Source organism: Mesorhizobium sp. M0410 (assembly GCF_040321435.1).
GTDB lineage: Bacteria > Pseudomonadota > Alphaproteobacteria > Rhizobiales > Rhizobiaceae > Mesorhizobium.
Genome location: NZ_JAMYRN010000001.1, coordinates 206210 through 225677, shown reverse-complemented (window position 1 = coordinate 225677; position 19468 = coordinate 206210). Strand labels below are relative to the sequence as shown.

Genomic DNA, 19468 nt, shown 5'->3' with positions numbered 1-19468 from the left:
GGGATAGGTCGCTTGCCAGTCGAGCGCTCCGTGCCGGTCGACACAGTCTTCGCCGGCATGCTGGGCCAGGGTGATTAACATTCGCTTAGAGCATCCGGCACAAAACCGGGCTTTCGGAACTCCCCGCTCTGCCGCTCTAGCGGATCTGACCGCCGGGTCGCCGGTTTTAGCTTGCCGGCCCCGGTCGTCTGCGGACTGCAGGCCGACGCGGTGGACCCGGCTCGGGATCGGTCTTCGCCGCACGTGCCGGCTGCCCATGAGGGGTTTCGATCAGCGTGATCTTCTGCCAGATCTTTCGCGAGAGGTTCGAAGCCAGGTTCTCGATGTCGTTGACGCCGTCGATCACCACGGCGTCATTCACCGATTGCGCGAACAGCGCGGCGATCTTGCCGGTGATCGACAGCATTTCGGAGCAGTAGTCGAGATAGCGGGCAAGGTCGGCAGCGTTGGTGATGCGGGCTGGCGAATGGGCAGTCGGCCTGAAACTGGGTGAAAGTGCGGCCGGATCCTTGGTCAGCTGGTGCATGTCGATGACATGGATCAGCGAACGCAACCCGTGGAGCTGGCGAAACACCCGCTTGCGCTTGATCCGCTCCTCGGAGCGAATCAGGGCCAGGAAGCCCAGCACCGCGAGGATGATCATGTTGAGGGAGGCTTCGATGCCTTGCACCGACTGGAAGGCATCGTGGTTTCCCGAGATGCGGCCGAGCGGCAGGATTGTGCCAACGAACAGGAACATCAGCGCTCCGACGACGAAGGCGGCGATGATGAGGCCGCGCAGCCACCAAATCGGCGCCTCCAGCGCCTTGGCGGCTTTTGCCAGATCGCGCGACAGCGACACGAGTTCGGCGGCGACGCCGCGCAAGCCTGCATCGGGAAAGCGCTCGGCGACGCGCCCTTCCAGCCGTTCGGCGGTTTCGAGGATCAGTTTCGGATCAAGCGAGCGGTAGCGCATGACGAAATGTCCGATCGGCGCTCAGGGTTCAGCCGGGGCATTGGTGCGCTTGCCGTAGCGGTTGGGGCCGGGGTCACTTTTGAAAAAAGCCAGGATAAAAAGCAGGACGAAGCCGATAATGAGAGAGACCAATGCGTAATAGGTAGGCTTGCCGAAATCATGGAACCGCTTAGCCGTTAGCGCAAAGGTCGACCATGTCGAGACGAACACTGCGATCCATAAGGCGAGCGCCCAGTACTGGCTCGCGGCAGTGCCTAACGGCGTTCGCGCGAACTGATAGAGCAAGAAGAGTTGAACGATGACCGGCAAGAGGCCAGCCAAAACATAGGCGCTTGGATTCACTCGCCCGGAAAGGCTGAAGAAAAGCCACAGGAATTGAGGTTTGTCAGTCAACCCGTTGCATCCGTTCTTGGGAAGATCAATCGCGCAGCAATTCGTTGATCGAGGTCTTGGAACGGGTCCTGGCGTCGACCCGCTTGACGATGACGGCGCAGTAGAGGCTGGGGCCGGGCTCGTTGTTTGGAAAAGGCTTGCCGGGCAGCGAGCCGGCGACGACGACGGAATTAGGCGGCACCTCGCCGTAGAAGATCTCGCCGGTGGCGCGGTCGACGATCTTGGTCGACTGGCCGATGAAGACGCCCATGCCGAGCACCGAGCCTTCGCGCACGATGCAGCCTTCGACCACTTCGGAACGGGCGCCGATGAAACAGTTGTCCTCGATGATGGTGGGACCCGCCTGCATCGGCTCCAGCACACCGCCGATGCCGACACCGCCCGACAGATGCACATTCTTGCCGATCTGGGCGCAGGAGCCGACCGAAGCCCAGGTGTCGACCATGGTGCCGCTGTCGACATAGGCGCCGACATTGACGAAGGACGGCATCAGCACGGCGCCGGGCGCGACATAGGCGGAGCGGCGCACGATCGACGACGGCACGGCGCGGAAGCCGGCCTTCTCAAAATCGACGGCGCCCCAGCCGTCGAATTTTGAGGGCACCTTGTCCCACCATACCGCCTGACCGGGACCGCCCTTTATGATCTCCATCGGGGTGAGCCGGAAGGACAGCAGCACCGCTTTCTTCAGCCACTGGTTGACGTGCCATTTGCCGTCGGCCTGCCGCTCGGCGACGCGGGCGACGCCCCGGTCGAGCAGGTCGAGCGCCGATTGGATGGCCTCGCGCGTCTCGCCGCGGGTTGCGGTCGAAATCGTGTCGCGTTCCTCGAAGGCGTTCTCGATGATCTCCTCGAGGCTCGCGAGATCGTGCTTCGACATGAATTCGCTCCATTACCAAGCTGTTAAGGGCCGGCGCCTTAACCTGTTTGAAAGTCGCGCGGACCCTATGTGAAGGCTTGGGGAGGGTCAATCGCGGCAGCGTCACGGGACGGCGCAAGTGAATGAATTGGACGGGTAAAGCAAATATGACTCCCATGGAAAAGGCGGGATGGACGCCGCTGCCGCATTCGGACGAGGATCTGGAGCGGTCGAGAAGCGTGCCGGACACGCCGCAAACGCGCGCGGAGACATATCGGCTGGCCTGGAACGACCCCGATTTCATGACGCGGCGCGAGTTGCGCGCGGTCAGGCTGCAGCTCGAACTGCTGAAACCGGAGATGATCCTGGCCGAGCGCGGCATCCAATCGACCGTCATCCTGTTCGGCGGCGCCCGCATCCCCGAGCCCGGCGGCGAAGCCTGGGCGGCCAAGAACGAGACGCAGAAGAAGAACCTCGAGCAAAACAGCAAATATTACGAGGAGGCGCGCAAATTCGCCCGCCTCTGCTCACAGCAGTCGGCCAGCTCGTACTACCGCGAATTCGTCGTGGTGACCGGCGGCGGGCCGGGCGTCATGGAGGCCGGCAATCGTGGCGCCGACGATGTTGGCGCGCCGTCGATCGGTCTCAACATCGTGCTGCCGCACGAGCAGGCGCCAAACGCCTACGTGACGCCGGAGCTCTGCTTCAACTTCCACTATTTCGCGGTCCGCAAGATGCATTTCGTCATGCGCGCAAAGGCCGTTGCGGTATTTCCCGGCGGCTTCGGCACGATGGACGAGTTCTTCGAAACGCTGACCCTGATCCAGACCGGCCGCATGGAACGCGTGCCGGTCATTCTGTTCGGCAAGGCTTTCTGGGCAAGGGCAATCGACCTCGATTTCCTCGCCGAGCAAGGCACGATCACTCCCGGCGACCAGGATATCATCGATTTCGTCGAGACCGCCGACGAGGCCTGGGGGATCGTCAGCCGTTTCTATAAACTTTGACAAGCAAGCAGGACTTGAAGCGCGCCGGCTGCCTCAAGCAGGGACTTCGACGATCGCCGTGAGAAAGCCGGCGAGATCGTCGGTGACGAAGTCCACATCATCCTCGTTGGCCGGGTCGCGTTCCCAAATTTCCGAGAAGGTCGGCTCGAAATTGCGCGGCACCACCAGCACCGTGGTCATGCCCAGCGATTTCGGTACCGACAGGTTGCGGGCGAGATCTTCGAACATCACCGCATTTTGCCCGGTAACAGCGTGGAGTTCGGCAAATCTCTCATAGGATTGCCGCGCCGGCTTGGGGTTCAGTCCGGCTGCGACGATATCGAAAATGTCGTCGAAATGCTCGAGAATGCCCAGTTGCCGCGCGGTGCGTTCGGCATGCCGGCGATCGCCATTGGTGAAGATGAATTTACGGCCGGGAAGCTGGCGAATGGCGGTGCCGAGGACGGGATCGGGCACCAGCCAGGAATAATCGATGTCGTGCACTTTCTCGAGAAAATCGTCCGGATCGATGCCGTGGCGCGTCATCAATCCGTTCAGTGTCGTGCCGTATTCGCGGTAGAGCTCCTTTTGCAGCTTGCGTGCTTCCTCGCGCGGCAGCGTCAGCAATTCTCCGACGTAGGCGGTCATCTTCACATCGATCTGCGAGAACAGATTCGAATGGTGCGGGTAAAGCGTGTTGTCGAGATCGAACACCCAGTCGGTGACATGGGCAAAGCGGGCGGGGTCGGGAAGTGTGGTCATACCGTCCTTATGGCACGAAACGATCTTTCTAACAGGAGGTTTATCCACAACCTATGCGCGCTAAGAGTGGTGAAAATGGCGAAACGATTAAAATTTTAAGCATCGCCGAAAGGTGACATTCAGCGCTTGCTGGGACCAAGACGGACCAGTGGGAGCCAGCGATGAATCGCATAATTCTAAAGTCTGCCGCCATCGCTTTCGCCTCTGTAGCGGTCTCGCTTTTGCTGACGCTGATCGTCGTGCCGGCAATGGGATTTCCGACCAATCGCACCATCTGGCTGACATCCACCGTCTGCCCGCTCGCGCTTGCCTGGGGCGTCGGCGCCTATACGTTCTGGCAGGGCGAAAGGTTGCAGACCGCGCATCGCGAGCTCGCCCGCGCCCATGCCCAGCTTGCAGCCGCGCACCGGCGCCTGGCGGACAAGGCGAGCCGCGACGACATGACCGGCATGCTCAACCGCGAAAGTTTCTTTGCCGCCCTCGACGGCTCTCGGCGTAAATCCGATCGCGGGGCATTGCTGATCGTCGATGCCGACCATTTCAAGACCATCAACGACAGCTACGGCCACCTGATCGGCGATGATGCGCTGCTCCTGATCGCAAAGGCGATAGAGCGTGGCGTGCGCAGCGGCGACGTGCTTGGGCGTATCGGCGGCGAGGAATTCTGCGCCCTTCTGATTGGTGCCACCGAACACGAGGCCAGGCGCGTCGCTGAGCGCATCCGCCGTGAGGTCGAGCGTATCCGTTTCCGGCCTGTCGACGAACGAACGGTTCCGCTGACAGTCAGTATTGGCGGCATCACCTGCGGCAGGGACGCCGCAGTGTCGGAGCTGATGCGCGCCGCCGACCAGCGGCTTTACGAGGCCAAGCATCGCGGCCGCAATCTGTCGATCATCGACCGCGATATTTCCGAAGCCGCCTGAGCTCGGCCCTGAGCCTTCCGCTGGGAGAGTTCCACCCTGTCTGCATTCAACCCGACCGTGGTCAGACTGTCAAAATCCGCGTATGGCGATGCGGAACAGCAGGGCGGCGGCCGCCAGCGCGACCAGAGCGATGCCAAGGCCAATGGGAGAGCCCCAGCCATACCACTCCATCGCCAGCTTGGCGTATTTGAACTCCTCAGCCGGTGTGAGTGGGCCGCGCGTCGGGGTCTGATTCATTTTTCACTCCTTGCAAGCTGCGATAGGCCTTGCCTTGTGCCCGATGCAGCACATTACTATAATAGCCATAATGTTAGGCAGATTGATAGTTAGATGATCGAAATAAATTCGTCAAGCGTGAATCGGGCAGACATGAAGACCGCTATCAGCCTTGCCATTATGGGCTGGCAGGACGCGACGCAGGCTTATGACGAGGCAGTGGGCGATAGGCTTGGGCTGAGTATGGCGGAACGCCATTGCCTGGCGCTGCTCTATGGCGGACCGCGATCGGCTGGCGAGGTCGCGGCCGCAACAGGGTTGACGCCGGCCGCGGTCACCGCGCTGATCGACCGGCTGGAAGCGCGCGGCCTGCTGACACGAACGCGCAGCCTCGAGGACAGGCGCAAGGTGGTCATAGAGGCGACGGAACTCACGCGAGAACTATCGACGCGCTATTACGGCGCGATCGCGCAGGAGGGGGAAAAGGTGATCGCCACATTCAGCGACACTGAACTCGCCACGATCCTGCGCTTCGTCACGGCGTCCCTCGACCTTCAGCGCGACCAGCTGGCCCGGCTGAAGGCCGAGGCGTTGGAAACAACCGACAGCCTATAGGCTCGCCGGGTCGAGCGCTGGCTCGCCTTTGCGGCGCGCCACGATCGCCGCAAGATCGGCTGTCTCGAAAGCATCACGCAGGGCGTCGAACGACGGCAGCACGAAATAGGCACGCTGGAACTTGTCGATCTCGTAGCCGGTGCGCATTACGGTTTCCAAGTCGAAGGGAACATGGTGCGCCTCGCCGCCTTCGACCGCGAACTGAAGCTCTGTGAAGGATGACATCAGCCCAGCGCCGAAAGCCTTCAGCGGCTGGCCCGGCTCGCGTATCAGGCCGTATTCGACGGTGTACCAGTAAAGCCTGGTGATCATCTCGTCGCCGCCGAGCGCAATCACGCTATCGGCCTTCTTGCCATACATCTGCATGAAGTCGGCAAAGACCGGCTGCGTCAGGATCGGCACGTGACCGAAGAAATCGTGGAACATGTCGGGCTCGACAATGTAGTCGAGTTCCTTTTGGGTTCGCAGCCAGTTGGTGACCGGGAAGCGGCGGTTGGCGAGATGGTCGAAGAACGGCTGGGCGGGGATGAGCCCCGGCACGGCGACGATCTCCCAGCCGGTGAACTTGCGCAGCTTCTCGCTGACCGCACCGAAATCCGGGATCTTGTCGAGAAGGCCGAGTGCCGCGACGCCGTCGAGGTAGGAGTGGTGGGCCAGCTTCCTGGTCAGCTTCGTCTGGCGGTCGCACAGCGTGCGCCACACCGCCTGTTCTTCGTCGCTATAATTGTAGCCCTGCGCCACGGTGAAATCGGCACGGCAGACGGAATAATCGCCGCGAAGGCCTCGCGCCGCGCATTCGCGGGCATAGTCGGCAACGTTCATTGTCATGGCTTGCTCTCCCTGGAAATCATGACCAGCGAATTGCCGGAAATTCTAGCCGGATCGCGCGAGGCAAATCAGCTTTGATGGTGGCTCAAATGCAGGGTTGGAGGTAAAAGACTCCACGATCGAGCTTTGGGAGAGTGAAAATGCCTCAATTTGACGAATTCGAGATCAAGATGCTCGACATCCTGCAGCGCGACGGGCGCAAGCCGGTATCGGAATTGGCGCAGCAGATTGGCCTGTCGACGACACCTTGCGCGCGGCGCTTCGAGACTCTTCAGCAGGCGGGCATCATAAAAGGCTTCGCCGCGGTACTCAGCCGCCGCGCCGTCGGTCTGATGGTCGAAGTGTTCATCCAGGTGCGCCTCGTGACCCACAGCGACGGCTCGCCCGAAACCTTTATCGCCGCCGTGCAGCGCATGGACGAGGTGTCGTCGTGCTGGACGATGACTGGAGACTACGATTTCCTGCTGCATGTCATGGTGCCGTCGGTCGACGAACTCAATGCCTTCGTCATGCACCGGCTGATGCGGCTCGAAGGCGTGCGCGACGTCCACACGCAGCTTGTGCTGCAGAACATTAAGGGACCCGGCCATGTGCCGCTGGCACATCTCAGACGATAGGCATTTCTGCGGAAAAGCTGCACACAAACTGCTGAAGCGAGCCAATCCCCGGAACTAGATCGCCGACTACGACATGCGGACCGCCATCGCATAAGGCCCGCCATGAAAATCGTCCTGATCAACCCGCCGCATACCGCCATCGGCAGCCGTGTGCCGGACGACCATCTGCCGCCGCTCGGTTTGCTGGCACTTGGCGGTCCGCTGATCGACGCGGGACATCAAGTGCGGCTTGTGGACGCCGAATTCGGGCCGATGGCGCTTGCCACGCTGGTCCGGGACGCCTTGAGCGACCATCCCGACTGCATTCTGATCGGCCATTCCGGCTCGACCTCTGCGCATCCGACAGCCCTGCTGATCGCCGGCATGGTCAAGGACATCCAGCCGGCGACAATCCTGATCTATGGCGGCGTGTTTCCGACCTATCATTGGCGCGACATACTGGCTGAAACGAATGTTTTCGACTTTATCGTGCGCGGCGAGGGCGAGGCGACCATCGTCGCGCTGGTCGAAGCGCTTGAGAAACGCAAGCCGCTGCCGGATGTGGCGGGCATCGCCTTTCCTGACGATTTGCGCCAGCCCTTTGCAACCCGGCCGGCAAGAACGATCACCAACCTAGACGACTACCGCATCGGCTGGGAACTGATCGACTTCAGTCGCTACAGCTATTGGGGAGGCAAGCGCGCGGTGGTCATGCAGTTCTCGCGAGGCTGTCCGCATCTGTGCAACTATTGCGGCCAGCGCGGCTTCTGGACGCGCTGGCGGCACCGCGACCCCATAAAGTTCGCGCGGGAGATTGCCTGGCTTTACCGCGAGCATGGCGTCGAGCTGATCAACCTTGCCGACGAGAACCCGACGTCGTCCAAAAAAGCCTGGCGCGCCTTTCTCGACGCGATGATCGCCGAGAATGTGCCGGTGCTGATCGTCGGCTCCACCCGCGCCGACGACATCGTCCGCGACGCCGACAGCCTGCATCTTTATCGCCAGGCCGGCGTCATTCGCTGGCTGCTTGGCATGGAAAATACCGACGAGCAGACGCTTGCATTGATCCGCAAGGGCGGCAGCACCTCATCCGACCGCGAGGCGACACGGCTGCTGCGCCTCAACGGCATCTTGTCGATGGCGACCTGGGTGGCCGGTTTCGAGGACGAAAGCTTGCGCGACCTCTGGCGCGGCTCCCGCCAACTGATCGCTTATGACCCTGACCAGATCCAGGCGCTCTATGTGACGCCGCATCGCTGGACGCCGTTCTTCAGGATTGCCAGGGACGCAAGGTGATCCAGCTGGACGCCCGCCTGTGGGACTACAAGCATCAGGTGCTGCAGATGACCCGCCTCAAGCCGTGGATGTTGTTCTTCGCCGTCAAGCTGATCGAACTGGCGGTGCAGTCGCGGCCCAAGGCGTTGGCGCGTATCCTGTTCCACAAGGATCCGGAGCAACGGCATTCGATGCGCTGGTACACCAAAATGGGCCGCCGCGTCTGGTTCCGCGAAGTCTGGGGCTTTCTGGTCCGCGACCGCCGCCTGAAACATGGCCCGACGCTCGCCGAATTCTGGGGCTCGCCGCAAGACGAGGAAGAGGAATCGATGGTTGTCGAACGCCTGCCGCGTCAGTCCGTGACCGCTATTTCGCCAAACGCTTGACCCCCTCAGACACCCGGCCTCACGGCACGATTAGCGTGCCGGCGCCGTGTTCGGTGAACAGCTCGAGCAGCACCGCATGCGGCGTCTTGCCGTTAAGGATGACGACGCCTGCGACGCCCCGCTCGATTGCCTCGATGCAGGTCTCGACTTTGGGGATCATGCCGCCCGAGACCGTGCCGTCCTTGATCAGGGCCTTGGCCTCGGCCACCGTCAGCTCGTCGATCAGCTTCTTGTCCTTGTCGAGCACGCCGGGCACGTCGGTAAGGAACAGCAGGCGCGTCGCCTGGCAGGCGCCGGCGATGGCGCCGGCAAAAGTGTCGGCGTTGATGTTGTAGGTATGGCCGTCGCGGCCGGGCGCTACCGGCGCCAGCACCGGGATCATTTCGGACCGCGCCAGGAGGTCGAGCAATGTGCGGTCGACCTCGACAGGCTCACCAACGAAGCCCAGGTCGAGCACCCGCTCGATGTTGGAATCCGGATCGATCATGGTCTTGCGCGCTTTTTCGGCAAACACCATGTTGCCGTCCTTGCCGCACAGGCCGATCGCCCACTCGCCCTCGGCATTGATCAGCGCGACGATCTCCTTGTTGATCGACCCGGCCAGCACCATCTCGACAATCTCGACGGTCTTCTGGTCGGTGACGCGCAAGCCGCCCTCGAATTTGGATTCGATGCCCATCTTGCTGAGCATGGCGCCGATCTGCGGCCCACCGCCATGCACGACGATTGGGTTGACGCCGGATTGTTTCAAAAGTGCGATGTCGCGGGCGAAAGCCTTGCCGAGCGCGATGTCGCCCATCGCGTGGCCGCCATATTTCACCACGACCGTCTTGTTCTCGTAGCGTTGCATATAGGGCAGCGCCCTTGAAAGCAGCGCGGCCTGCATTTCGGCGGTGGCGGCGACATCCGTCATCGGCGTGGTTCCCAGCTTGGCATGAACGGCGGCGTCTTAGCGGGAATTGGACGAGGGGGCAAACGGCTTTGCTGTCGCGATCGATCAAATCGGTACTACTATTTGTTTGTCCATGATCTTGTCCGAAAACCGGTTCCCACCTTTCGGGATCATGGTCTATGCCGGCACCTGCAGCGGCGCCCGCCGTCCCAGCCAGCCCGAGATCTTTTCCATCTGCGCGGCGAACGACAGAAGCGTTTCCTCGTCGCCGGGGCGGCCGGCGGCCTGGACGCCGAGCGGCAGGCCGGCATCGGTGACGTAGACCGGAAGCGTGATCGACGGTTGCCCGCTGACGTTCTGGATCGCCGGCCAGTGGGTGAACCACAGGCTCTTGTCCATCAGCCGGCCGAATAGCGGCTTGAACTTCAGCAGGCCGGCGAGGCGCAGTCTGTCCAGGACATTCTCGATGAATTCGTCGGCGCCTTTCGGGTCCATGGTGCCGCAGGCGAGCGGCGGGTGCGCGATGACAGGCATCAGCACCGCATCATAGCGCGCGGTTTCGGTGATTAGCCGGCGCGAGGCGGCGTGCAGCCGCTGCAGGCCAGCATAGATTTCGCCGGCCGAGAGGATTTCACCGAACCGGCTCATTACGCGCGTGGCGCGTTCGATGTCGCCTGAGATGGAGCGGCCGACGCGCAAGGCCTCGCCACGCATCGTGCCGGCCACCGCCGCGGCGACGGTTCTGGCGAAATCGGCGATGAAATCGCGATCGATATAGGGCAGGTCGATCTCCTCGACGCTGTGCCCGCCTTCGCGCGCCAGCGCGATCGCCGCATCCAGAGCTTTCAACGTCTCTTCCGATATCGGCAGGCCGAGCGGCGATTTTCGATAGAAGCCGAGGTTGAGCTTGCCCGGATCGCGCCCGGCCGCCGCAGCAAAACTGCCGGTCGGCGACGGTGCCGCGTAGGGCGACAGCGGGTCAGCCCCGTGGGTCAGGTCGAGCAGCAGCGCCGTATCGCGCACTGAGCGGGCCAACGCATGGTCGACGACGAAGCCGTACCAGCTTTCGGTGACGAGCGGTGTCAAGGGCACGCGGCCGCGCGAGGTTTTCAGCCCGACCAGCCCGGTACAAGCGGCAGGCACCCTGATCGAGCCGCCGCCGTCCGAGGCGTGCGCCACCGGCACGACGCCGGCCGCGACCAGGGCAGCCGCACCGCCCGAGGAACCGCCGGTCGTGTGCGCGGTGTCCCATGGATTGCGGGTGACGCCGTAAGCCACCGACTCGGTCACCAGCCTCAGTCCGTGTTCGGGTGCGGTGCTGGTGGCGATCGGGATCAGGCCGGCGGCCAGATAGCGTTCCGTCATGACCGAGTTGAAATCGGGGGTGAAAGCCGGGATGCGGCTACCGCCATGCGTCGGCACGCCCTTCATGGCGATTCCGAGGTCCTTCAGCGCAAAGGGCACTCCGGCAAGCGGCAGCTTGTGGTCGACGGTTTTCGCTCGCGCCCGCGCCGCCTCAAAAAGCGGTTCGGCAATGGCATTGATCTCCGGCCGGGTGGCCTCGGCCCGGGCGATCGCCGCATCGACGAGATCTTGCGGTGTGAGCTCTCCCTTGTGCACGAGCGCGGCCTGGCCGGTTGCGTCATGCTCCCACAGAACCCGCTCGATCGACATGGTCACCCTCCCGCTGATGGCAAGCTAGCGGGAGGCGATTCCATTGGCAATCGAGGCTGGCGCTGCCGGTGCGCAAGACCATTTCAGTCGTTGCAAATACATTGCAATCGCCTAATTTGGCGGCCGATGACGCCGCAGGACATCAGCAACCTGATTGTCCGGACTTCGATGAAGGACCGGGCTGCGTTCGATCTGCTCTACCGGCAGACCAGCGCGAAACTTTTCGGCGTCTGCCTTCGTGTATTGAAGGATCGGGGAGATGCAGAAGAGGCGCTTCAAGAGATCTTCGTCAAGATATGGACGAAGGCGGACCGTTTCGCCGTTTCGGATCTGAGCCCGATCTCCTGGCTGGTGGCCATTGCGCGCAATCATGCGATCGATCGGATCAGAGCGCGGCGAGAGCCTGCCGCCTATATCGATGCCGCGCTCGACGTGGCCGATCCGGCGCCGGGGCCGGAGGCCATGGCCGTGGCGGGCGGTGAGTCCGGACGCATCTACCATTGTCTCGAGGAATTGGAAAAGAACCGGGCGGCGGCCGTCCGGGGCGCCTATCTGGATGGCAAAAGCTATGCCGAGCTGGCGGAGCGCTATGGCGTACCGCTGAATACGATGCGGACCTGGCTGCGTCGCAGCCTGTTGAAACTGAGAGAATGCCTGGAAAGATGACGCTGGCTGACGACAATCGACCGGAACGTGGGGGCGACGACCTGTTCGCCGCCGAATACGTTCTTGGCGTTCTAGCCGCCGATGAACGCGAGATCGCGTCGCGCCGCATCGATGCGGACGCCGCCTTCGCGCGCCTTGTCGATAGCTGGGAGGCGCATCTTTCGCCGATGGCCGCCGCGTATCCGGAGACAGAGCCTCCGATCAGGGTCAAGGAAGCATTGGACCGCCGGTTGTTCGCTGCAGAGCCGCGCGCCGGCCTCTGGTCGAGCCTTGGCTTCTGGCGCGGTCTCGCCGCCGCCGCCATTGCGGCGCTGGCGATCTACATCGCCGTGCCTTACTTCCGCCCGCCCACCGAACCGCCGCAGACGCGGCTTGTCGCCTCGCTGGCGGCCGAAAGCAGCGACGTCAAATATCTCGTTGTCTACGATGCCGCCCGTCACGAGGTCGGTCTTTCCCACGTTTCCGGCGAGCGGGCCGCCGGCAAGGACTTCGAATTGTGGATGATTGAAGGCAAGAAGGCGCCGGTGTCGATGGGCGTCATCCCGGCCGGTGCGACCGCGCATTTGGCCATCCCGCCCGCCGTCCAGGAGAAGTTGGCGCAAGGCGCCGTGCTTGCGGTCAGCGTTGAGCCTGCCGGCGGTTCACCGACCGGCCAGCCGACTGGACCGGTGGTCGCAGCGGGCGATCTGAAGAGCATCTGACCGCTCCTCATCTCCGGAAGCAGACCTGAAAATCTATCTTCCGCGATTTAAACGCCTGCAAAGCTTGTTGGTGGTTGTCGATCCGCGCCGGGAAATTTCAGCGACACAATTTTTTTGCGGAGAGGACGAAACTCCGGAATTTTCTATCGCGTATCTCCTTGCGTTCCCGAATTAGGGGAACGATAACCCGAGGAGATTGAAATCATGCGTAAATTCGCCACCCTTTTGCTTGCCGGCACGGTCGCCATTTCTGCGCTCGCCACCATTGCCTATGCCCAAAACCCGATGGTAGGCGGCGCCGCCATGTATGCCCAGAAAAACATCGTCGAAAATGCTGTCAACTCGAAGGACCACACGACGCTGGTCGCTGCCGTCAAGGCAGGCGGCCTGGTCCATACGCTGCAAAGCGCCGGCCCCTTCACCGTGTTCGCGCCGACCAACGAGGCCTTTGCGGCACTTCCAGCCGGCACGGTGGAGACGCTGCTCAAGCCTGAAAACAAGGACAAGCTGATCAAGATCCTGACCTGCCATGTCATCGGCGCCAAAGCGATGGCCGCCGACGTCGCCAAGATGGTCAAGCACGACGGCGGCACGCACAAGGTCAAGACGGTCGGTGGTTGCGAACTGTCGCTCAAGACCGACGGCGGCAAGGTCACCGTGACCGACGAGAACGGCAACGTCGCCAATGTGACCATCGCCGATGTCGAACAGTCCAACGGCGTCATCCACGTCGTCGACAAGGTTCTCCTGCCGAAGATGTAACAAACGCACGCTGCCGGCGAAGATATCGCTAGGGGCCTCCCTGCGCACACTCCGCGCCGTTCACGCAAGATGGATAGGCGCGGAGTCCCGCTTTGAGGACAGCGATCGTCACCGGCTTTTGATTTCCGTGTGGCGGTCGAATTTGGCACAAGCAGTAACAGGAGGAATGGCCATGAACCGTCGCGAGCTTCTTTTGAGTGGTGCGGCAGCCATTGGCGTTGTCGCAGGCGCCACCACGCTGCGCATGGGCGGAGCCCAGGATGCACGCGCGGCCGAGACTTTCGAGGTTACCAAGACCGAGGCCGAGTGGCGCGCCATCCTGTCCGACGCGGCCTTTAATGTGCTGCGCAAGGAGGGCACCGAATATCCGGGCACCAGTCCGCTGCTCAACGAGCACCGCAAAGGCATCTTCGCTTGCGCCGGCTGCGGCCTGCCGGTCTATTCGTCTGAGACCAAGTTCGATTCCGGCACAGGCTGGCCGAGCTTCTGGCAGGAAATCCCGAATTCCATCGGCAAGACCGTGGACAGGTCGTTGGGCATGACCCGCACCGAGGTCCATTGTCGCCGCTGCGGCGGCCATCTCGGCCACGTCTTCGACGACGGTCCGCCGCCGACCGGGTTGCGACACTGCATCAATGGCGTCGCCTTGACCTTCAAGCCGGCGACGGCGTGAGGACGGCTGCGACCCTTACTTTGTCGGAGCGCGCTAGAGCATCGGACCCAAAGTGCGAAGCGGTTTTGGGAAAATCCGATGCTCAAACAAAAAGTTGGAGCGCTGGAGTGTCCGCCGCTCCAAGACTTCGTAATGGTTGATTTTGCGCATGACCCCGAAAATCGCTTTTCGGGGTCATGCGCGAGGGCGCCAGGCGGGGGATCCAGCGCGCCTCAATGGCCTCCGCCACCGCCGCCCTGAGCGGCTGGCTTGCGGATCACCAGGGTGAAGAGCCCAAGCGTCGCGAACAAAACCGTCAGCATAAAGAATACGTCCATGAACGACAGCAGCGACGCCTGCTGCTGGACCATGCCTAACAGTTTGGAGATGGCCGCCTTGGAGGCGTCGAGCCCGGCGGTCTGCTCGAAGTTGAGCGTCATGTTCTGCAGCTTCTGTTGCGCAGCGGCACTTCCCCATTGCACGTGCTCGGAGAGCCTGGCGTAGTGGAAGGCATTGCGGTCGATCAGCACGGTGTTGATGACGGCCAGGCCGACGGCGCCGCCGAGATTGCGGGTCAGGTTGAACAGGCCAGACGCATTCTTCAGCCGCTCCGGCGGCAAGGTTCCGAGCGCAATGTTGTTGATCGGCACCATGCACAGCATCATCGAGCAGCCGCGCAGGATCTGCGGGATCAGCAGTTCATAGAAATCCCAGTCGGCGGTGAGATGCGTCATCCACCAGGTTCCCGTGGCGAAGCCGAAGAAGCCGATCATCATCATGATGCGCGGGTCCATCTTGTTCGACAGGATGCCGGAGATCGGCGCGGTGAAGAACATGGCCAGGCCGCTGACGAACAGCGCCTCGCCGATCATCATCGAATCGTAGCCGCGGATGCGCCCCAGGAACACGGGATAAAGATAGGTCAGACCGTAGAGGCCGATGCCGACCACGAAGGAGAACAGCGAGCCGAACGCAAAATTGATATTGCTGAAAGCCCTCAGATCGACAATCGGCTCCTCGGCGGTGAACACGCGCCAGAAGAACAGCACCGCGCCGAAGGTCATGATGACGGCGCAGACGAACACCGCCTGATCCTGCAGCCAGTCGTTGTTGGGACCTTCCTCCAGCACATATTCCATGCAGCCCAGGAAGGCGGCCATGCCGGCAAGCCCCCACCAGTCGAACTTGCTGAACAGCTTGAGATTGGGTTTGTCGAAGTCGATCAGCGACCAGGCGGCCGTCGTCACCAGAATGCCGGGCACGACGTTGACCAGGAACAGCCAATGCCAGGACATGGCATGGCTGATATAGCCGCCGACGGTCGGGCCGATGGTCGGCGCCAGCGTCGCCACCAGGCCGATCATCGGCGAGACGACGGCGCGGCGGGACGGCGGGAAGATGGTGAAGGCGGCTGCAAAGACGCTCGGGATCATGCCGCCGCCGATGAAGCCCTGCACGGCGCGGTAAACAATCATCTGGTCGATATTGGTTGCGGTTGCCGCCAGCGCGCTGGCCGCGGTGAAGCCCGCCGCCGAGATTGTGAACAGCACGCGCGTCGACAGCATCCGGCTGAGAAAGCCGGACAGCGGGATCATCACGACCTCGGCAATCAGATAGGCCGTCTGCACCCACGGGATCTCGTCCGAGCTGGCGCTCAAGCCCGCCTGGATCTCGGCCAGCGAGGCTGAGACGATCTGGATGTCCAGGATCGCCATGAACATGCCGAACACCATCGCCAGGAAGGCGATGACGCGGCGGATCGGCATGTGATCTGTCTGGGCCGGAATGGCCGACACCGATCCGGCGGTAATGGTTGCGGTCGCCATGACCCTTGCTCCCGGTTCCGCTTTACTTCGATGCCGAAGGCGCCGTGCGGCTGTCGACCGCGACGACGACGCTCAGGCCGGCGCGCAGTTTACCCGTCTTCAGCACATCCGCGGGCACGTCGATGCGAACCGGAACGCGCTGCACCACCTTGGTGAAATTGCCTGTGGCGTTCTCCGGCGGCAGCAGCGAGAACACTGCTCCCGAAGCCGGCGCCAGCGACGACACGGTACCCTCGAAATCCTGGCCATCGATCGCGTCGACCGACACCCTGACCTTTTCACCAGGCACCAGCCGGGCAAGTTGCGTCTCCTTGAAATTGGCGACGATGTAGAGCTTGTCCATTGGCACGATGACGGCGAGCTTCTGTCCGGGGCTGATCAGGTCGCCCTGCTCGACCGAGCGGTTGCCGACCACGCCGTCATAGGGTGCGCGCAGCACGGTGAAAGACAGATCCCGCACCGCCTTGTCGTGGGCAAGCTGCAGCGAGGCCAGCGTGCTGGCCGATTCCGCCCGCTGCGCCTGGAGCACGCCGATATTGGCCTGAGCCGCCGCGATCTGCGCGTCGGCGCCGGCTAGAGCGGCATTGGCTTGCTCGACCGCCGTCTGGGCATCGTCCAACTGGGCCTGGGTACCGACGCGGGTCTTGAGCAACTGGGCGGCACGGACCTGAACCCGCTTCGCATTGTCTGCCGCGGCCTGGTCGGCGGTCTTCTGCGCCTGCGCCTGCTTGAGCGAGGCGCGGGCCGCTTCGGTTTGGGCATCGATGCGGTCGAGCGTCTTGCTCAACGTGGCGATCTGCGCCTCGGCCTGGGCAACGGCTATCTTGTAGTCACCGTCATCGACGATCAGCAGCGGGTCGCCTGCCTTCACCTGCTGGTTCTCAGTCACTTTGACCTGATCGACATAGCCTGAGATTTTTGGCGAGATGAACGCCGTGTCGGCCTGGACATAGGCGTCGTCGGTCGAGATCATGAAGCGCCCGTCGGTCCAGTAATCGTAGCCATACCATGCGCCGGCGCCCAGCAGGGCCAGGCCGATGATGGGCAACAACATCGAGCGCATCGGGCGCTTCTTTTTGGCGGGAGCCAGCGGGGTGATGTCGGCGGGCTTGAGAGGGGCTTCCGGCGCTTCGATCGCAGGTTGGACCTTGGCGCTGGGGAAAGGGCGGACTTCGGCACTGGTGGGCGCGTTCGAGGACATGATATCTCTCTAAATTAATTGGCGCTGAATGTTGTCAGACTGAACCGTTCGGTTCGATCTCGACGTTGACTTAGCGCTTAAACAGGCCCATATCAAGAGCAATCGAACCGGATGGTTCGAATTATTTTACGAGGTGTGACATTATGGCCGAAGCCCCCAAGGCCGCTCCTTTGTCTGATTCAGGCCCATTGTCCAGCGCTGGCAAGGAGCAGTGCGATCTGCTGGACAGTCTGCCGCGCGGCCGCCCGGCCGCGGGGCAAGACCCGGTCAAGCGCAGCCAGATCATCGAGGGTGCGCGCCGTGTCTTCATCGACAAGGGCTTCGAAGCCGCGTCGATGAACGACATTACGCGCGAGGCCGGCGTGTCCAAGGGCACGATCTATGTCTACTTCGCCAACAAGGAAGAGCTGTTCGAAGCGCTGATCGAGGAAGAACGCGGCACGATCTTCAAGAACATGTATGAGGTGCTCGACCAGATCGGCGACCTTCGCCAGACGCTGGTGAAGTTCGGCATCGTGCTATCCATGAAGATCACTTCGGCGAGGGTCATCCTGGCGCAGCGGACGGTGATCGGTGCGTCGGAACGGATTCCGGAGCTTGGCGCGCGATTTTACGAACGCGGGCCGAAGCGCGGCCATGACAGGGTTGTCGTTTTCCTCAACATGGCTATCGAACGCGGTCTGCTGAAGATCGACGACGTCGAGCTTGCCGCCTATCAGTTCACCGAACTGTGCCTGGCCGGTCTTTTCCGCCAGTGCATATTCGCCTACCGCACCAAGGCGCCAAGTGTGGCCGAGATTGAACATATCGTCAGGTCGGGCGTCGACGTGTTCCTGAAGGCCTACGGCACAGAACAGCTTGCAGAGCAGGAACGGGCCTCCAGTCCCGCCTGACCAGCCGTCGGAGGCCGTTGCCTATCCGCCATTGGCGGCGAGCACGATCGCCGCACGCAGTTCCTCGAGGCCCTCGCTCTTTTCCGACGACGTGGCGAGCACGAAGGGGAAGGCCGCCGGGCGTTTCTTGATCTTCTGAAGCGTTTCCTCGACCAGTCGCGGTACCCCCGCCGCCTTGATCTTGTCGGTCTTGGTCAGCACGATCTGATACGACACCGCCGCCTTGTCGAGCAGCGACAGCACCTCGTCGTCCTTGGCCTTGATGCCATGGCGGGCATCGATCAGCACGTAGACGCGCTTCAGCGTCACCCGGCCCTTCAGATAGTCGAACACGAGCTTCGTCCACTCGTCGACCTTTTCCTTCGGCGCCGTGGCGTAGCCATAGCCCGGCATGTCGACCAGGGCCATCGGCGGCAGGTCGGCGCCCTCTCCCGAAAATCCGCCCGGCACGAAATAGTTGAGTTCTTGCGTGCGGCCCGGTGTGTTGGAGGTGCGCGCCAGCCCCTTCTGGTTGACCAGCGCGTTGATCAGCGACGATTTGCCGACATTGGAGCGGCCGGCAAAGGCGATCTCGGGCGGACCCTCCGGCGGCAGGAATTTCATCGCCGGCACGCCGCGGATGAATATCCAGGCTCGCGTGAACAATTCGATGCCGATCGTGGTCTTGTTCAACGCGTTCAAACCGCTGCCTCCAGAAGAAAAATGTTGCTGCCACGAATGGCATCGAGATTGCGGCTGATCTTTTCCACCGGCCAGTGCCACCACGCCAGCGCCAGCAGCCGCCGGATGGTCCTGTCGTCGAAGCGCATCTTTACCACCTTGGCCGGATTGCCGGCGACGATCGCATAGGCCGGCACATCGTGCGTCACCACCGACTTTGCCGCGACAATGGCGCCGTCGCCGATCTTCACGCCCGGCAGCATCACCGCTTCCATGCCGATCCAGACATCATTGCCGACGATCGTGTCGCCGCGGACCTCCTTCGACCATGTCGCCGGGTCGAAGCCTTCCTCCCAGCCGTGACCGAAGATGTTGAACGGATAGGTCGAAAAACCGGACATGGCGTGATTGGCGCCGTTCATGATGAAGCGCGCGCCTTCGGCAATGGCGCAGAACTTGCCGATGACCAGCCTGTCGCCGATGAACGGGTAATGATGCAGCACGCATTTTTCGGCGAATTTGTCGGGCCCGTCAGGGTCGTCATAGTAGGTGAAATCGCCGATCTCGATGTTCGGCGCCGTTACCAGCGGTTTCAGAAAGCCGACGCGCGTGTGCAACGGGATCGGATGCTTGATCGATGGATTGGGTCCGGTCATATCGAGCTCCGTCGGGCAACTGCCAGCCAGGTCAAAATAGCGCGATCCGCCCGGCCGTACCAATCGCTTAATCCAGACCGCCAGCCTGTAC

21 protein-coding genes and 1 pseudogene are annotated in these 19468 nt (G+C 62.3%); 10 read left to right on the top strand and 12 right to left on the bottom strand.

The window, feature by feature from the left end:
* Positions 1-166: 166 nt before the first annotated feature.
* The 3 genes from NKI63_RS01125 to dapD are packed head-to-tail and all read right to left on the bottom strand — an operon-like array spanning position 167 to position 2228.
* Complete coding sequence (locus NKI63_RS01125) at positions 167-955, bottom strand: hypothetical protein (RefSeq protein WP_352686428.1); 789 nt, start codon at positions 953-955, stop codon at positions 167-169.
* 21 nt (positions 956-976) lie between these two features.
* On the bottom strand, positions 977-1348 hold the full coding sequence (locus tag NKI63_RS01120) for a DUF805 domain-containing protein (RefSeq protein WP_352686430.1): 372 nt from the start codon (positions 1346-1348) through the stop codon (positions 977-979).
* A 25-nt stretch (positions 1349-1373) separates the two neighbouring features.
* Positions 1374-2228, bottom strand: coding sequence for a 2,3,4,5-tetrahydropyridine-2,6-dicarboxylate N-succinyltransferase (gene dapD, locus NKI63_RS01115; protein WP_352686433.1), 855 nt, complete (start codon positions 2226-2228; stop codon positions 1374-1376).
* 146 nt (positions 2229-2374) lie between these two features.
* Between dapD and NKI63_RS01110 the strand changes: the two genes are divergently transcribed.
* Positions 2375-3214, top strand: coding sequence for an LOG family protein (locus NKI63_RS01110; protein ID WP_254815881.1), 840 nt, complete (start codon positions 2375-2377; stop codon positions 3212-3214).
* Between the two features lie 33 nt (positions 3215-3247).
* Here the strand turns inward: NKI63_RS01110 and NKI63_RS01105 are convergent, their stop codons facing one another.
* On the bottom strand, positions 3248-3955 hold the full coding sequence (locus NKI63_RS01105; protein ID WP_352477037.1) for a pyrimidine 5'-nucleotidase: 708 nt from the start codon (positions 3953-3955) through the stop codon (positions 3248-3250).
* Positions 3956-4116: 161 nt separating this feature from the next.
* Between NKI63_RS01105 and NKI63_RS01100 the strand changes: the two genes are divergently transcribed.
* Positions 4117-4878: a GGDEF domain-containing protein gene (locus tag NKI63_RS01100; protein ID WP_352820230.1), complete on the top strand. Its 762-nt coding sequence runs from the start codon at positions 4117-4119 to the stop codon at positions 4876-4878.
* Positions 4879-4947: 69 nt separating this feature from the next.
* Here NKI63_RS01100 and NKI63_RS01095 read toward each other — a convergent pair whose 3' ends face one another.
* A complete protein-coding gene (locus tag NKI63_RS01095) occupies positions 4948-5115 on the bottom strand; it encodes a hypothetical protein (RefSeq protein ID WP_352700996.1) in 168 nt (55 codons plus the stop codon).
* Positions 5116-5208: 93 nt separating this feature from the next.
* Here NKI63_RS01095 and NKI63_RS01090 point away from each other — a divergent pair, with 93 nt between their 5' ends.
* Positions 5209-5709, top strand: a complete 501-nt coding sequence (locus NKI63_RS01090; protein WP_352820229.1) for a MarR family winged helix-turn-helix transcriptional regulator — start codon at positions 5209-5211, stop codon at positions 5707-5709.
* Here NKI63_RS01090 and phhA read toward each other — a convergent pair.
* Positions 5704-6537 carry a phenylalanine 4-monooxygenase gene (phhA, locus tag NKI63_RS01085; protein WP_254815886.1) on the bottom strand — a complete coding sequence of 278 codons (834 nt, stop codon included), beginning with the start codon at positions 6535-6537 and terminating at the stop codon, positions 5704-5706. The genes NKI63_RS01090 and phhA overlap by 6 nt on opposite strands.
* 140 nt (positions 6538-6677) lie before the next feature.
* Here phhA and NKI63_RS01080 point away from each other — a divergent pair, with 140 nt between their 5' ends.
* Positions 6678-7154, top strand: coding sequence for an Lrp/AsnC family transcriptional regulator (locus NKI63_RS01080; protein WP_254815887.1), 477 nt, complete (start codon positions 6678-6680; stop codon positions 7152-7154).
* Between the two features lie 102 nt (positions 7155-7256).
* A pseudogene (bchE, locus tag NKI63_RS01075) lies at positions 7257-8794 on the top strand (magnesium-protoporphyrin IX monomethyl ester anaerobic oxidative cyclase).
* A gap of 19 nt (positions 8795-8813) precedes the next feature.
* Here bchE and argB read toward each other — a convergent pair.
* Entirely contained in the window at positions 8814-9707 is an 894-nt protein-coding gene (gene argB, locus NKI63_RS01070; protein ID WP_023677482.1) for an acetylglutamate kinase, read from the bottom strand.
* A 156-nt stretch (positions 9708-9863) separates the two neighbouring features.
* On the bottom strand, positions 9864-11360 hold the full coding sequence (locus tag NKI63_RS01065) for an amidase (RefSeq protein WP_352820227.1): 1497 nt from the start codon (positions 11358-11360) through the stop codon (positions 9864-9866).
* Positions 11361-11486: 126 nt separating this feature from the next.
* Between NKI63_RS01065 and NKI63_RS01060 the strand changes: the two genes are divergently transcribed.
* From NKI63_RS01060 to msrB, 4 genes are all read left to right on the top strand, one after another.
* Complete coding sequence (locus NKI63_RS01060; protein ID WP_352820225.1) at positions 11487-12026, top strand: sigma-70 family RNA polymerase sigma factor; 540 nt, start codon at positions 11487-11489, stop codon at positions 12024-12026.
* Positions 12023-12727: an anti-sigma factor gene (locus NKI63_RS01055; protein ID WP_352820354.1), complete on the top strand. Its 705-nt coding sequence runs from the start codon at positions 12023-12025 to the stop codon at positions 12725-12727. Before NKI63_RS01060 ends, NKI63_RS01055 begins: the two co-directional genes overlap by 4 nt.
* 204 nt (positions 12728-12931) lie before the next feature.
* On the top strand, positions 12932-13489 hold the full coding sequence (locus NKI63_RS01050) for a fasciclin domain-containing protein (RefSeq protein WP_352820223.1): 558 nt from the start codon (positions 12932-12934) through the stop codon (positions 13487-13489).
* Positions 13490-13661: 172 nt separating this feature from the next.
* The gene (msrB, locus tag NKI63_RS01045; RefSeq protein ID WP_352820221.1) at positions 13662-14162 is read left to right on the top strand and encodes a peptide-methionine (R)-S-oxide reductase MsrB; all 501 of its coding nucleotides are present in this window, start codon (positions 13662-13664) and stop codon (positions 14160-14162) included.
* A gap of 212 nt (positions 14163-14374) precedes the next feature.
* Here the strand turns inward: msrB and NKI63_RS01040 are convergent, their stop codons facing one another.
* On the bottom strand, positions 14375-15967 hold the full coding sequence (locus NKI63_RS01040) for a DHA2 family efflux MFS transporter permease subunit (protein WP_502900432.1): 1593 nt from the start codon (positions 15965-15967) through the stop codon (positions 14375-14377).
* A gap of 22 nt (positions 15968-15989) precedes the next feature.
* On the bottom strand, positions 15990-17168 hold the full coding sequence (locus tag NKI63_RS01035; RefSeq protein ID WP_352820219.1) for an HlyD family secretion protein: 1179 nt from the start codon (positions 17166-17168) through the stop codon (positions 15990-15992).
* Positions 17169-17311: 143 nt separating this feature from the next.
* Here NKI63_RS01035 and NKI63_RS01030 point away from each other — a divergent pair, with 143 nt between their 5' ends.
* Positions 17312-18061: a TetR/AcrR family transcriptional regulator gene (locus NKI63_RS01030; protein WP_352506014.1), complete on the top strand. Its 750-nt coding sequence runs from the start codon at positions 17312-17314 to the stop codon at positions 18059-18061.
* 21 nt (positions 18062-18082) lie between these two features.
* On the opposite strand, the gene yihA is transcribed toward NKI63_RS01030, so the two are convergent.
* Together yihA and NKI63_RS01020 are read right to left on the bottom strand one after the other, a co-directional pair.
* On the bottom strand, positions 18083-18742 hold the full coding sequence (gene yihA, locus NKI63_RS01025; RefSeq protein WP_352472343.1) for a ribosome biogenesis GTP-binding protein YihA/YsxC: 660 nt from the start codon (positions 18740-18742) through the stop codon (positions 18083-18085).
* Positions 18739-19377, bottom strand: a complete 639-nt coding sequence (locus NKI63_RS01020) for a CatB-related O-acetyltransferase (protein WP_352452996.1) — start codon at positions 19375-19377, stop codon at positions 18739-18741. The genes yihA and NKI63_RS01020 overlap by 4 nt, the downstream gene beginning before the upstream one ends.
* Between the last annotated feature and the right edge of the window lie 91 nt (positions 19378-19468).